This is a genomic window from Rhodothermales bacterium, assembly GCA_017643395.1.
In the GTDB taxonomy this organism is placed as follows: Bacteria; Bacteroidota; Rhodothermia; order Rhodothermales; family UBA10348; genus JABDJZ01.
The window spans coordinates 1169749-1183329 of record JAEPNP010000001.1; the positions used below are offsets into that span (position 1 = coordinate 1169749).

The window sequence follows — 13581 nt, forward strand, 5'->3', positions numbered from 1 at the left end:
GCAATGTGCGCTCACATGCCGCTGGATACCAGGCAACGAGACGTTGGGCCGCCGGGCTCGGAATGGCGGGCCAGGGACCGATTTAGTCCCAGGCGTCGGCCCCGACGGCCTCCTGAACGGACGCAAACCCATCTCGCTCCAACAGCTGGTCCAGGTCCATCTTCAACTGCCTGAACACGCCTGGCCCCTGATAGACAAGGCTGGTATAGAGCTGCACCAGGGAGGCGCCGGCGCGGATTTTGGCGTACGCGTCCAGGCCGGTGCCAACGCCCCCCACGCCGATAATGGGCGTACTGCCCTCCGTCTTTCTGTACAGGTACCGCACGAGTTGCGTGGAGCGGGAGCGCAGAGGCAGACCGGACAGTCCGCCCGGGCCGATGCGCTTGACAACCTCGGGTGAGGTGTGCTGCAACAACTCTCGGCCGGGGTCCGTGTTGGTGGCCACGTAGCCGTCCACGCCGTGGAGCGCGGCGACCGCCAGGATTTCATCCACTTCGCTGTCCAGGACCACCCGGTCCGTAATGGGCGGCGAGAGCTTGAGCAGCACTGGTGGCGCCGGCTCCAGCGCGGCCCGAAGTGGCATGATGTACTTCAGCAAATCGTCCAGCGCGTTGGGATCCTCGAAGGTTCTTCCCTCCCTGGTATTGGGACAGGAGAGGTTCAGCACGACCATCGACACATGCGGTGCGCAGCGACTGAACGTCGTGGTGAAGTCCTCCACGGCATCCTGGCCCTCGATGGCCGGGTCGTGCGTCTTGGCGATGCTGACGGCCAGGGGCAGGGGTGCCGGGTCATACCTGGCCAGTCGCTTCCCGATGCGCTTCGAGCCGTCATTGTTGAGCCCCATCCGGTTAATGATGGCCTTTTCCTCAGGAAGCCTGAACGCGCGCGGCCTGGGATTGCCTCGTGACTTCTTGCCGGTGACAGAGCCTACCTCCGCGAATCCGCAGCCGAGGGCCTGCCAGAAAGGAATCAGGAGGGCATTCTTGTCGAAACCGGCCGCGATACCGAACGGGTTCGCCATGGGGATCCCGAAGAGCTCGGTGCGCAGCCGGTCCGATTCAAATTCGAACTGCCGCGAGAGGTAACCATGGGCCCAGCGCTGGCCCGTGCGAGCTATCGCACTGCCGATATTGTGGGCCCGCTCGGCTTCTAGCCGGAACAGGAATGCGTGCAGTCGTTCGAACATCGCTGAGTGCGGAGACAGGCGGCCAAACTACGCGCCTCCCGCTCCGCCTGGAAACGCGCACTGCTTTTTAACGAGTTGCCGATGCCGCTGCCATTTACGCAGGTTGATGCCTTTGCCCACGGACCGTTCTCGGGAAACCCCGCTGCTGTCTATGTGCTGGAGTCCTATCCGTCTGACGATTTCCTGGCCAAGGTGGCCTGCGAGATGAATCTGTCCGAGACTGCCTTTGTGGTGCGGACCGGGCCGAGCTCGTTCGACCTGCGGTGGTTTACGCCGAATACCGAGGTGGATCTCTGCGGACACGCCACGTTGGGGGCGGCCCATGCGCTGTTCGAAGATGGGGAAATCGAGGGCGATGAGGTGTCTTTCCACACGCGCAGTGGAGCACTGGCCGTGACCCGGAATCAGGACAGGTCCCTGACCATGAACTTCCCGACGGAGGAGCCCCGGGGCAGGCCCCGGCCGGCCGATCTGGAGACCATGCTCGGCGCTCCCGTGGCCTGGTACGGCGAGAACCGCATGGACGCTTTCGTGCAGCTGGACCAACCTGGCTGGGTGCGATCGCTGGACCCGGACATGAGCAGCATCGCTCGGTTGCCCGTACGTGGCCTGATAGTCACGGCAACGGGCGATGCGCCGGAGTACGATTTCATTTCACGGTTCTTCGCGCCCCAAAGCGGCGTGCCGGAGGACCCGGTGACCGGATCCGCGCACTGCGCGCTGGCCCCGTTCTGGCATGATCGCCTCGGTTCGCCGAAACTGACCGGTTTCCAGGCGTCAGCGAGGGGAGGTCGTGTTCAGGTCGAGCACGACGGAGACCGCGTCCTCCTGACCGGGAGAGCCGTTACCGTACTCCGCGGAGAACTGCTGGTAGACCCGGAGTGAAGTCCATTGAAAAGGCCGACCCCGTGAGGAGTCGGCCTTTCCGGAAATCGGTTGGAGTAAGCTCGGCTACCAGCCCGGAACGATCTGGAATCCAAAGTGCGCCCCCTTGCCCGGACGCTGCCAGGGCTTGGCGTAAAAAATCTCCAGCACGGTGTATCCGAACAGGTTGAATCGCGTGGTGACACCGGTAGAGAACACGGGCACACGCTCCGCGCTCTCGCGCTCCCACTTCAGCGTCGGCTGATCTTCGGCTGTCCAGGCAAGGCCCGCGTCTGCGAACAGAGAAATCTCGGTCGGCAGGTACGGGAAGTTGATCAGGCCGAACTGCTCGGTCCCGAAGAACGGTACACGAAGCTCGGCGGAAGCCAGAGCGATTCTGCTCCCTCGAAGACGGTCAAACTCGGCGCAGGTGCCGTTGTCCGTGACAGTGCACTCCCGGAAGCTGTTGAAGGAGGAGAACGAGTAGCCCCTCAGGAACCCTCTGCTGTTTGCGTAGCCGAGGTATTCCTGGGTGAACAGGTTGTCGGAGTCTCCATCCAGCTTGGCGCCGTAGTTGCCGACATGCAGCCCTCTGATGGCCAGTGTCACGGGATTCGCCTGCAGGTACCGGCGATAGTCCACGGTGGCACGAAGGAAGGTTGCCGACCCTACGAAGGGCGAGAGCTCGAATCGAGACCGTCCCCCTCGCACCGGTGACGTGAAGCCGAAGAACGAGAAGTCATTGACGATGGCGAGTCCGCCAGAACCGAAAAACACCGGATCCGGCTCCTGATCATTGAGCTGCGTGCGCTCCCGTCGCACTCCGAAGTTCGAGAAGTAGTAGTTGTCTACCTCATAGTCGAACCCGTACCGGGTGAATCCGCCGGAGAACTCCAGACGACGAGTCTGGGTGAACGGGTAGCTCGCGATACCCTGCACCTGGTCTATGTAGATGCGTTGCTTGAACTGGCTGACCACCTGGGACGGGATATTGGTCTCCGGATCCACGGTGAAGCCGACACCGGTTCCAATCAGCAGGATCGGTATGTGGCCCACAAGGCCCCCGTAGTTGAGCCGATTCTCGCGATTCAGGTAGTACGCCTGTCCACCGACATCCTTGAACGAGCCGTTTGCCTGAGCCACAATGGACAGGTTGTGATTTCCCAGCATGTCTGAGAAGAAGAAGCCGACGCCCCCCACAAGTCCTGACCCGTAGGGCCCTCCGGCGGTCACCCCGATAGTCGGCGGTGCGACGTAGTCCAGCGTCAGTTTCGCGCCGTACTCGCTGACTTCATAGTCCTGATCCGGAGGCAGTCCGGTCAGCGGATCTGCGAGGTAGTTGGCAACCAGACCCTGATTCTGCTCCCGATACGGCGGCAGCACGCCGGCAATAGCACGCGTGTTTTCATCCGGCACCACATAGGGCTCGCCGACCGTCTCGTCTGCCTCCAGCGCGTGCACGTTGTAGCGATTGTTGCCGAAGACTGAGAACACCATGCGGCCGCTCTGTCCGGCAACGGTCATCGCGGGTGACATGGTGGTAATGCCACTGACACCCGTCTGCAGGTACGTCAGGCGGCTGATGGTCTGATCCACCAGACCGTACCGGTACACGTCCTTGAACCCATCGTGGTCGGATATAAAGAAGATGCTGCGTCCATCCGGCGAGAACTGCGGGTTGGTATGCACGCCGTCAAACACCTTGACGATGTCGATTTCGCCGGTGTCCACCCGGTACAGGCCGATGCGCTCTTTGGCGTAGTCGAGCGTCGCGAAGTTGGTGCCGTCTTCGCCGCGGTCGGTCACGAAGGCGATGGTGCGCGAGTCAGGGGCCCACGCAGGCTGCAGGTCCGAAAAGCGATCATTGGTCAGCTGAGTGACCTGGTCCGTCTCGAGATTGAGCAGGTACAGGTCACTGATCCCGCCGTCGAGGCCGGAGAAGACAATCGACTGTCCGTCCGGCGACCACGCCGGGTTGGTAATTGCCGAGACTCCATCGACCGAAATCCTCCGCGTGATGCTGCCGGACCGCCAGTCCAGAATGGAGATTTCGTTGTCGCCCTGCACAAAGGTGACAAACGCAAAGCGTTGTCCGTCCGGCGACCAGGATCCTGCCGAATTGATGAACCGGATGGCGTCAAAATGCGAGTTACCGTTGGCGGCCTTCAGCTTCTTGACCACCTCACCGGTTTCGGCGTCGGCAATGAACAGGTTGATGTTGAACAGATCACGCTCAGAAAGGAACGCCACGTACTGGCCGTCCGGGGAGACCACCGGCGACACGTTCATGTCTCCGGCGTCGATGTCAGAGGCCAGGACCACGCGCCCGACGCTGTCGGCCGGCATGCGGTCTTCCACCAGCGGCAGATAGGCCTCTTTCAGCGAGGAAATCCATTCGTTGGACAGAGAGTCCGGCTTGATGCCGAGCGTGTACACGACGGCCGAGTCTACGCCTACGCGACCGCCGAGCTTGAACAGGTTGGCCACGGCAGCATCGCCGTACTTGCCCCCCACGTATGCCAGAAGGGCCTGTCCGTATCGATACGGGAAGTACTGGTAGCCGCGGCTGAGTTTTTCGATCGTAGGCACATCGTCGCGAATGGCGGCATCGCGCATCCACATGGCCGTGTGCGGGTCATCCCGCCCCACGGAGAAATACTCGGCCATACCCTCGACAAGCCAGAGTGGCATGAGGCCCAGCGCAAAGCGCGAACTGTCCGTCCGGTTGAGTGCGATGTCGTACTGAAACGAGTGCACCAGCTCATGGCCCAGGACGTGGTCCGTATCGGCATAGCTGCCCGTGAGCGGCATAATGACGCGCTCCTTGAGCGCCTCGGTTACGCCCCCCGTTCCCTGGCCCAAACTGCCCTGAATGGCGTTCGTCTGCTGGAAATCCGCATCGTTCGCATAGAAAATGATGGGCTTGCGTTCGGCGAACTCGCGAAGGAAGGTGCGTGAGTGGCGCTGGTACCAGCGCTCGGCCATACGGGCCGCGTCCTTGACGGCGACTTCTTCTTCCGGATAGAAGTAGAACTCAAAGTGGTCGGTACGGAATTTCTGGAAGTCAAAATCGTCGTACTGGACCTTGTTTCGCCCGAAATACTGGGCGCTGGCCGGCAGGGCAGACAGGAACATGCCGGCGAAAATCACGGTAAAGACGATGAGCCGTCCGGTAGTGGTGTGGTACCGGAATCGGCCCGGTCGACGCCTTTCGTCTTGCATAGCGGTACGGGTTTGAAATGCCTGCGCGCCAGCGGACCGGCCGGCGGCGACACGCTTTCAATGTAAGACCGGCTCTCAGGAGTGGGACCGGTGTCGAAAAACAATGCCTGACTGTCACCATAGCAACAAACAGTCCGGACACCGCACCCCGAGCGCCGAGTCGGCACCGGTTTACGGCCAGCGGAGTCCTTGGGTTGCCGAACGGGATGTAGCATTACCCCGCGCAAGCAGCCCATGTGACGGATCGGGCACCATTCAGGACGCTTTGCGAGGGATCTGTCGATGATTGGGGACACAGGAGCGGACATCCACTCCAGCCGGGGTAGAATCTTTTCGGTTGCCGTGGTGCTGGTGCTCGGCATGTTGATTGGCCGGCTTGCCCAACTTCAACTGGTCAATGCTTCCGAGTACTCCGGCGAATCGCGCACCAATTCCATGCGCGAGAAGCGCGTACTCGCGGCGAGGGGCACGCTCATGGATCGCAATGGTGTAGTCCTGGTCGACAACCAGCCGGCCTACGCCATCACGCTGACCCCCATGTACTTCGACTCCACGCGCACGCTGGCGCTGGCAGAAGTTCTGGAGATGCCTCTCGAAGTCCTGGAGCAGCGCATTGCGGAAGCGCGCGACTTCAGCACCTTCCTGCCATCGCCCATTCTGAACGGCGTCACCTTCGACAGACTGGCGCGCATGCTGGAACGCTCAGACGAGTTCCGTGGCGTGTCCTATCACGCCACGCAGAGGCGTCGCTATCCGTCCAGCGTTCGCGCCTCCCACGCACTGGGCTACGTGCGCGAGATCTCGAGCGAGGACCTGGCGGAATTCGAGGATCTGGGCTACCGGCCGGGAGATCGACTCGGTCAGCGAGGTATCGAGCGTATCTACGAACAGGAACTACGCGGCCGTATAGGCAGCGAGTTTCGCATGGTGAACGTTCATGGCCAGGACGTGGACGCGTTTCGGGGCGGAGTGGAAGACATTGACCCGGTTCCGGGCAGCGACCTGATCCTGACGATTGATGCCGACATGCAGGCGCTCGCCGAAAGCCTGTTCGTAGGCAAGCGGGGCGCGGCTGTAGCTCTCGATCCGAACAATGGTGAGATCCTGGCGCTGGTATCGAAGCCGGATTTCAGCCTGGACCAGTTCACCCGGCAGATTTCTGCCGAGGGGTGGGCGGCCTTGAACGCGAGTGTAGAAAAGCCGCTGTTCAACCGGGCCACCATGTCCGGTCAGATGCCGGGTTCCACGTGGAAACCACTTATCGGGCTGATTGCGCTCCAGGAGGGCGTCATCACGCCGGACGAGTCGTTCTACTGTCCGGGATACCACGAGATGGGTCGTGGAAATTTCTTTCGCTGCATGCACGTGCACGGCTCGATCGCAGTGGTAGAGGCCATTCAGGAGTCCTGCAATACGTTCTTTTTTGAGATGATGCGGCGGGTAGACGTGAACACGTTTGCCAGCTATGCCAGGTCCTTTGGCTTCGGCAAACGCATCGATACCGACCTCACCGAGCAGGACCCCGGTCTGATTCCTGATTCCAGCTGGTACAACGAGACGTACGGTCGCTGGACCGTGGGCTATCAGATGAACCTGGGCGTGGGGCAGGGCGAACTCAAGGTTACGCCCATACAGCTGGCCCGCTACATGGCCACCGTCGCGAACGGTGGTACCTCGTACGTCCCACATTTGATCAAGGCCCACGTTGATCCAACGACCGGAGAACATGTCCGTCCGGACATCCCGCCCGGCGAGACCGCGGGCATACGCAGCGACTATGTGGACCTGGCCCGGGAGGCCATGCGACGGGTCATGACTGCCGGCACCGGCGTGGCCCTGCAGATACCGGGCATTGAGAGCGGTGCCAAAACGGGCACTGCCGAGAACAGCCGCGGTCGGGACGATTCCGTGTTCATCATGTTCGCCCCGTTCGAAAACCCGCAGATCGCGTTGGCCGTGGCGGTTGAAAACGCCGGCTTCGGCGGGTCGGCCGCAGGTCCCATCGCCAGTCTGATGGCCGAACAATACCTGACCGGAGAAGTCACCCGGCCCATCCTGGTGAACCGCATGCTGAACCTGAAGTCGGATCCGCTTCCGGGTACGGACTGATGCGACGGTGGTATCAAACCCTGGATTATCCCACGCTGTTGCTGTGGTTGGCGCTGGTCGGCATCGGCCTCGTGGCCATCTACAGCACCACGCACGGACCGGCCGCAGAATTCCTGAAAGACTCGGTACGGCAGAACTACTACCGACAGTTCACCTGGCTCGGCATCTGCCTCGTGATGCTTGGTGTGGCGCTGCTCCTGCCGGTGCGGTTCTATCAGAAGACGGCGTATCTGGCCTATGCGGGCAGCATCCTGCTCCTGGTCGCTGCGCTCCTGTTCGGACGGGAAATAAACGGAGCCAAGTCCTGGCTGAACTTTGGTCCGGTCGGCCTGCAGGTATCGGAAGTTGCAAAAATCGGCTGTGTGCTCGGGCTCGCACAGTTGGTGGCGAGTCGGCGGGGAACGCAGAGTGATCTCAGGTTTGCGGCGACCATGACCGCCATGATCCTGTTGCCGGCGGCCCTGGTGGTGCTGCAGAACGATACCGGCACGGCTCTGGTGTTTATCGGATTGATTCCCGTCATGCTGTTCTGGAGCGGCGTGCCCTACCAGATCCTGTTGCTGCTGCTGGCTCCGGCCGTGGCAGGCTACCTGTCGGTGGTATCGCTCCAGACGGGAATCGCGTTCAGCGTCGTGTTCGGCGGAATCCTGTGGTGGCGTACCGGAGACCGCAAGATGGGGCTCCTGGGAGCAGGAGTGTCCGGGTTGTCTGTGGCTCTGGTATCCGTAGCGCTGCTACAGGTGCTCAAGCCGCACCAGGTGGCCCGCATCCTGAGCTTCACAGACCCCAGTGCCCAGGAGTTCAGGCACGGCGTCGGCTTTCACCTGGTGCAATCGCTCGCTGCGATCGGATCGGGCGGCGTGACCGGCAAGGGCTTCATGCAGGGCACCCAGACGCAGGGTCGCTACGTGCCTGAGCAGTCCACCGACTTTGTCTTCTCCGTCATCGGGGAGGAATTCGGCTTCGTGGGTTCGGCGCTGGTGCTGGTGCTGTTCATCCTGCTTCTGGTGCGCATTGTGCGGCTCGGGGCACTCATGAAGCACCCCTTCGGCATGATGGTCGCGGCTGGCGCTGCCGGCGTCTACCTGATCCACATCGTGATTAACGTCGGCATGGCCACGGCGGTCCTGCCGGTGATCGGGATTCCGCTCCCATTTATTTCCTACGGCGGATCAGCGCTACTGGCACACTCCGCGCTCATCGCTGTCGTGCTGTCCCTGCACATGCGCCGGGACGATTTGTCCATCTACGGCTTCTACACGTAGCGGACACGCCCTGCCCGCGGCGGGACCAGGCAGGGAGAGACTCGGGCGGCCACCATGGTCTGTGCGTCGCTCCGTCCCGCGATCGATACAGGATTCATTGATGTTGCTTTGAAATGCGTGCAGTCCAGCGATTCGCACTATTTGTTGTATTGATTCTCGGCGGCCTGTGGGCCGGCTGCTCGGATCCGCCTGTCGGAGAGGTGATCGTGCAGATTCCGGACCCCATCGAACGTGACCTGGACGAGATCCAGGCTCGGGACACGCTCGTCGTGCTGACGCAGTACAACTCCACATCGTACTTCCTCTACAGGGGAGAGCCGATGGGTTTCGAGTTCGAACTCCTGGATTGGTTCGCGAGGGCCAACGACCTGTATCTGCAGCCACTGGTGGTCAGAGACCGGGACAGTCTGCTGGTCCTCCTCAATCAGGGCGTGGGCGATGTGGTCGCTGCACGCCTGAGCGCCACTGCGGAGGATTCGGTGTGGGTGGGGTTCACCCGTCCGCTCTACCGGACCAACCCGGTTGTCGTGCAGAGGGAGGCACCCCTTGAGGAGGCCGACGTGCCGCCCGAACTCAACTCGCTGATAGACAGTGTCGCCGGCGCGGCGCCCCCCGAAACCGAGCTTCAGGATGCGGCGAGAGGGGCCGTCATCCGACCCGCGGCGCCGGGAGATCCTGTGACTGTGAGGGCGCGGTTGGTCACCCGGCCGGGGGACCTGGCCGGCAGGGAGGTGCACGTGCTCGAGGGCACACGCATCGAGGACCGGTTGCTGGAACTGAGCGACGGCCTTACCGGCGACATCCACGTCGTTGAGGTCGATTCGGGTTCCGTGGAGATGCTCATTCGCGAAGTGGCGGAGGAAACCATCAATTTCACGGTGGGGCACGAGAACGTGGCCGAGCTGCAGGAATCCTACTACTCGAACCTGGTCATCTATCCCACCGTGGACGACCCCTATGAGGTTTCGCTGGCCGTGCGCAGAAACGCGCCCGACCTCTGGCAGGCCCTCAACGCCTGGATCGAGGAGAACCCCGGTCTTCGCGCCAACCTGTATCGCAAGTACTTCGAGGATCGTCGAGGCTATCGGGAGCGGGTCAGTGATGAGTACCTGACCTCCGAGACAGGCGTGCTCAGCCCCTATGACAGCCTGTTCAGGCAGCACGCTCCGATAGTGGGATGGGATTGGCGCCTGTTGGCCTCCCAGGCCTTTCAGGAGTCGCGATTCGACCCACGCGCCAGGTCCTGGGCCGGTGCCATGGGTCTGCTCCAGCTCATGCCGGCAACGGCGCGCGAGGTGAATGTCGCCGACCCGTATGATCCTGTCGAGAATGTGGAGGGTGCAGCGCGATACCTGATCTGGCTGACTTCCGTCTGGGAGGACGAGATCCCCGACCCCGGTGAGCGCCTGAAGTTCATTCTGGCGTCCTACAACGCAGGAGCCGGACACGTTGGGGACGCTCGACGCCTGGCTAAGAAGTACGGCGGAGATCCCAATGACTGGGAAAGTGTAGCCTACTGGCTGCTTCGCAAGTCAGAGCGTTCGGTCTATCGCGACCCGGTGGTTCGTTATGGCTTCTGCCGGGGTCTCGAGCCGGTCACCTACGTGGCCAAGATCCTCGATCGATTCGCGCACTACTCGCAGTTTGTGGACCCGGAGGCGACGCCCTTGATCAGCGATCCCCCGGTCGAGGCGCCCTGATCGAGGTCTTTCAGGATGCTGCGATAGGCATCGATCAGCCGCGCGCGCAGCTGCAGCGAGCGCTGATGGAAATCCTTCTGGTACGCCCGGTAGGTCTCCTTGCCTGATGCTGTTTCGAGGGCGATGGGCTCGTAACCAAGCGCCCGAAGGTCGTATGGGCTGGCCCGCATGTCGACGGCACGGATCTCAGCAGCGAGCAGGAACGCGTCCGCGACAAGCTCCCCGGGGATCAGCGGGTAGCGCTTCATGGCCCATCGGTAGATGTCCATGTTGACATGGAGGCATCCTGGTTGCTCCAGGTGCTGAACCGTGTGGGCCTGCGGACGATGCAGATTCAGCGGGACGGCGTCCGGGGTAAAGAAGCGAAAGGCATCATAATGGGTGCACACAACGGGTCCTGCCTGCACGACCTCTCGAATCACCTCCATTGACACCCTCAACGGGGTCTGCGTGTGACGCACCTTGCCGGCTTTGTAGACCATGGCCCACTCATGCAGGCCGTGACAGGCGAGCAGGGGAGGGCGTGCCTGCACGGCCTCCAGCAGGCTGAGAATCCAGCGGGTGGACGAGCGGAGTTTGGCACTCAGCAGGCTCGCACGAAACACCGCATCGTCACCGAGTCTGAGGGCATACTGGCGATCGCCGAATTTCCAGGCTCCGCCTTCCAGCCGCACCCCGACTCCGGGAGACCAGGCCAGTAGCGCAGACGGCCGGAAGCGGTAGTATTCGAACAGGAAGTCCATTACCGGGTGTTTTTTACCCCGGGAGCGCCGGTCAAGATGGGCCTGAACCGTTGCCTGGAGACGCCGACGGTGTGTGTCTGCCCGAGCCTGCCACACCTCGGTCTTCAGCGTGTTCACAGTGACCGCCGTGGATCCGTCGGTTGCACAGTCCCTTTGGGGCGCCGGTGCATGGTCGGTATGTCCTGCGGTCTGGTTGATCGGTGCGGATGGCCTGCGTAATGTGCGCCCGCCCCATTCACCCTTTCGCAGAGCCCCCGTTCCATGTTTGAGAAGTTCACCAGGGCCATCCTCATCACGGCGGTGGCGACGGCCGGGGCGGCATGGGTGTTGTCGGTGCTGCAGGACCGCAAGCAGGGCCCTCGTGGTCTGCTCGGGCCGGGGGCCGCCGAAGTGGATGCAGACGCGCTACCCGACGAGCAGCGTCGCGCGATGCTGGACGAACTGGAGGCCCAGCTATGATTCGTTTTCTGCTGATCGGCCTGCTGCTTGTCGCCGGATGCGTGGCTCCAGAGGCTGCAGAACAGCCGATACCCCGGCCCAGCATTCCGGAGCGCCCCGAGGGAGCCCGCGTGCTGACGGCGGGGTTCGTGATCACGCCGCAGGTCTTCAACTCGGAGCTGATGGCCCCGTACGATGTTTTTCAGCACTCGATCTTTCGAGATGAATCCGATTACATCGAGACGTTTGTGGTCAGCGAGACAGGCGGTCCGATCGAGACATTTGAGGGGATTCTGGTCACGCCACACTACAGTTTTGCGGATGCACCTGATATCGACATCCTTGTGATCCCGAGCGCAGGAGGCAGTATGACTGCCGACCTGGAGAACGCCGCGTTGCTAAACTGGCTGGGTCAGGCCGTCGAGGATGCGGATTGGGTGATTACCGTGTGCGACGGTGCATTCCCCCTGGCGGCCACCGGCGCACTGAATGGAAGGAAAGCCACTACGTTTCCAGCCGACCGGCAGGCGCTGCAGGAGCAGTTTCCCGAGGTCGAGGTGCTGTTTGACCAGCGCATCGTTGTCGATGGGAAGTTTATCACGTCTGTCGGAGGCGCCATGAGCTACGAGCCGGCCTTCTACCTGGTAGAGAGGCTCTACGGCAAACAGCACGCCGACCTGACAGCCGAGGGCCTGGTCTGGCCCTGGGATATCACCCAGGTCCCCATGCTGGAGGTACCCTGATGGAGTGTCCATCCTGTGCGCTGGAGGCGCCGGACGATGCCGAGGAGTGTCCCTACTGCGGGTATGAGTTTCCGCGGCAGAAACGCTCCGTGATGACGATGGCGGTGGTCATGGCACTGCTGCTTGCATGGCCGCTCTTCAAGCTGATTCAGATGCTGGCATCGTGAGCATGCTTGGGGACATGCCCCTGCACACCTTCATGGCTGAGTGCTGGCAGAAACGGCCCGTACTGCTGCGGGGTGTCTTTCCGGGCGACTTCTGTCCCATCGGCCAGGAAGATCTCATGGCAGCCGCCATGTTGGATGATGCCGATTCACGGCTGATCGTTGCGGACGAGTGGCCACCCGAGCTCTACTACGGGCCTTTTGAGCAGGATGATTTTGCAGACCTGCCGGAAGGCGATTGGACTCTGCTCGTGCAGGAGATGGATCGTCTCCGCCCGGAAGTCGCCGAGGTACTGAATCACTTCCGCTTCCTGCCCAATTGGAGGGTTGACGACCTCATGGTTAGTTGGGCGGCACCCGGCGGTGGCGTGGGAGCCCACACGGATCAGTACGATGTCTTCCTGATCCAGGGACTCGGTTCACGCAGGTGGGAGATCGATCCGCGTCCCATCGACGATCCCGTCTGGCGGGACGACTCTGAAGTGGCCGTGCTGAAGGACTTCGAGGCCGTCGAGTCCTGGGTGCTCGAGCCGGGAGACGTGCTGTATCTGCCGCCCCGCGTCGCGCACAACGGAGTCGCACTGACAGGGTGCATGACGCTCTCAGTCGGATTCCGGGCGCCCGCGCCGCTGGAACTGATCGAGTCTGCCCTGGAGGCACTCAGGGAAGCCGGACGCGGCCTGACGCGCCACGTCGAGGAGTCCGGGTCAACCGACGATCCGGGGCGGATCTCTGAAGATACCCTGGCGTCGCTGAGGGGGCAGATGAGGGCCGTCTTTGCGGACGATGCGATGCTGAATCGGCTGATCGCACAAAGCCTGAGCCAGCCTGTGCGCGGTCGCTCGGGTGGCGTGGACGAGAGTGGCGGCTCCCGCCTGGTGCCTTGCTCGGCCTCTCAACTGCTCTACTACCGGCAGGAAGACCAGGTTGTGCTTTGTGCAGGAGGAGAATCCTGGACGCTTCCGGTTGTCTGCTTGGGCGCGATTGCCGCGCTGACCGGAACCGAGGGACTGGAAGCGGAGAGCGTGGCGCATGCCGAGTTGCGCCGGTTGCTGGACGAGCTGGAAGGATCAGGGCTGATCAGGCGGGTCTGAGTCCGGCAGTTCCAGACAGCCACACAAAACGAAAGGGCGGGCCCGCGTTG

The 13581-nt window shown here is 62.3% G+C and carries 11 protein-coding genes; 8 read left to right on the forward strand and 3 right to left on the reverse strand.

Going from position 1 to position 13581, the window contains the following annotated elements; genetic code table 11:
* Positions 1–82: 82 nt before the first annotated feature.
* Entirely contained in the window at positions 83–1189 is a 1107-nt protein-coding gene (locus tag JJ896_04670; GenBank protein MBO6778926.1) for a quinone-dependent dihydroorotate dehydrogenase, read from the reverse strand.
* A gap of 81 nt (positions 1190–1270) precedes the next feature.
* On the opposite strand from JJ896_04670, the gene JJ896_04675 reads away from it, so the two are divergent.
* Complete coding sequence (locus tag JJ896_04675; GenBank protein ID MBO6778927.1) at positions 1271–2074, forward strand: PhzF family phenazine biosynthesis protein; 804 nt, start codon at positions 1271–1273, stop codon at positions 2072–2074.
* A gap of 66 nt (positions 2075–2140) precedes the next feature.
* On the opposite strand, the gene JJ896_04680 is transcribed toward JJ896_04675, so the two are convergent.
* Entirely contained in the window at positions 2141–5275 is a 3135-nt protein-coding gene (locus JJ896_04680) for a PD40 domain-containing protein (GenBank protein MBO6778928.1), read from the reverse strand.
* A gap of 282 nt (positions 5276–5557) precedes the next feature.
* Between JJ896_04680 and mrdA the strand changes: the two genes are divergently transcribed.
* The 3 genes from mrdA to JJ896_04695 all read left to right on the forward strand — a co-directional run bounded on the left by mrdA (position 5558) and on the right by JJ896_04695 (position 10349).
* Entirely contained in the window at positions 5558–7384 is a 1827-nt protein-coding gene (gene mrdA / locus JJ896_04685) for a penicillin-binding protein 2 (GenBank protein ID MBO6778929.1), read from the forward strand.
* Entirely contained in the window at positions 7384–8649 is a 1266-nt protein-coding gene (rodA, locus tag JJ896_04690; protein ID MBO6778930.1) for a rod shape-determining protein RodA, read from the forward strand. Before mrdA ends, rodA begins: the two co-directional genes overlap by 1 nt.
* A 113-nt stretch (positions 8650–8762) precedes the next feature.
* Complete coding sequence (locus JJ896_04695; GenBank protein ID MBO6778931.1) at positions 8763–10349, forward strand: transglycosylase SLT domain-containing protein; 1587 nt, start codon at positions 8763–8765, stop codon at positions 10347–10349.
* Here the strand turns inward: JJ896_04695 and JJ896_04700 are convergent.
* Complete coding sequence (locus JJ896_04700) at positions 10283–11209, reverse strand: hypothetical protein (GenBank protein MBO6778932.1); 927 nt, start codon at positions 11207–11209, stop codon at positions 10283–10285. The genes JJ896_04695 and JJ896_04700 overlap by 67 nt on opposite strands.
* Positions 11210–11353: 144 nt before the next feature.
* Between JJ896_04700 and JJ896_04705 the strand changes: the two genes are divergently transcribed.
* From JJ896_04705 to JJ896_04720, 4 genes are read left to right on the forward strand one after another with little or no spacing between them, the layout of a single operon-like run.
* A complete protein-coding gene (locus JJ896_04705; GenBank protein MBO6778933.1) occupies positions 11354–11551 on the forward strand; it encodes a hypothetical protein in 198 nt (65 codons plus the stop codon).
* The gene (locus JJ896_04710; GenBank protein MBO6778934.1) at positions 11548–12273 is read left to right on the forward strand and encodes a DJ-1/PfpI family protein; all 726 of its coding nucleotides are present in this window, start codon (positions 11548–11550) and stop codon (positions 12271–12273) included. The genes JJ896_04705 and JJ896_04710 overlap by 4 nt, the downstream gene beginning before the upstream one ends.
* Positions 12273–12440 (forward strand): hypothetical protein, encoded by a 168-nt coding sequence (locus JJ896_04715; GenBank protein ID MBO6778935.1) that lies wholly within the window; start codon positions 12273–12275, stop codon positions 12438–12440. The genes JJ896_04710 and JJ896_04715 overlap by 1 nt, the downstream gene beginning before the upstream one ends.
* A gap of 14 nt (positions 12441–12454) precedes the next feature.
* Positions 12455–13531: a cupin domain-containing protein gene (locus tag JJ896_04720; protein MBO6778936.1), complete on the forward strand. Its 1077-nt coding sequence runs from the start codon at positions 12455–12457 to the stop codon at positions 13529–13531.
* Positions 13532–13581 lie beyond the last annotated feature (50 nt).

Bases quoted from the DNA above. Each gene is read 5' to 3' on its own strand.
- JJ896_04695 (MBO6778931.1), top strand. From the start codon at position 8,763: ATGCGTGCAGTCCAGCGATTCGCACTATTTGTTGTATTGATTCTCGGC.
- JJ896_04675 (MBO6778927.1), top strand. From the start codon at position 1,271: ATGCCGCTGCCATTTACGCAGGTTGATGCCTTTGCCCACGGACCGTTC.
- JJ896_04710 (MBO6778934.1), top strand. From the start codon at position 11,548: ATGATTCGTTTTCTGCTGATCGGCCTGCTGCTTGTCGCCGGATGCGTG.
- JJ896_04680 (MBO6778928.1), bottom strand. From the start codon at position 5,275: ATGCAAGACGAAAGGCGTCGACCGGGCCGATTCCGGTACCACACCACT.
- JJ896_04720 (MBO6778936.1), top strand. From the start codon at position 12,455: ATGCCCCTGCACACCTTCATGGCTGAGTGCTGGCAGAAACGGCCCGTA.
- mrdA (MBO6778929.1), top strand. From the start codon at position 5,558: ATGATTGGGGACACAGGAGCGGACATCCACTCCAGCCGGGGTAGAATC.
- JJ896_04705 (MBO6778933.1), top strand. From the start codon at position 11,354: ATGTTTGAGAAGTTCACCAGGGCCATCCTCATCACGGCGGTGGCGACG.
- rodA (MBO6778930.1), top strand. From the start codon at position 7,384: ATGCGACGGTGGTATCAAACCCTGGATTATCCCACGCTGTTGCTGTGG.
- JJ896_04715 (MBO6778935.1), top strand. From the start codon at position 12,273: ATGGAGTGTCCATCCTGTGCGCTGGAGGCGCCGGACGATGCCGAGGAG.
- JJ896_04670 (MBO6778926.1), bottom strand. From the start codon at position 1,189: ATGTTCGAACGACTGCACGCATTCCTGTTCCGGCTAGAAGCCGAGCGG.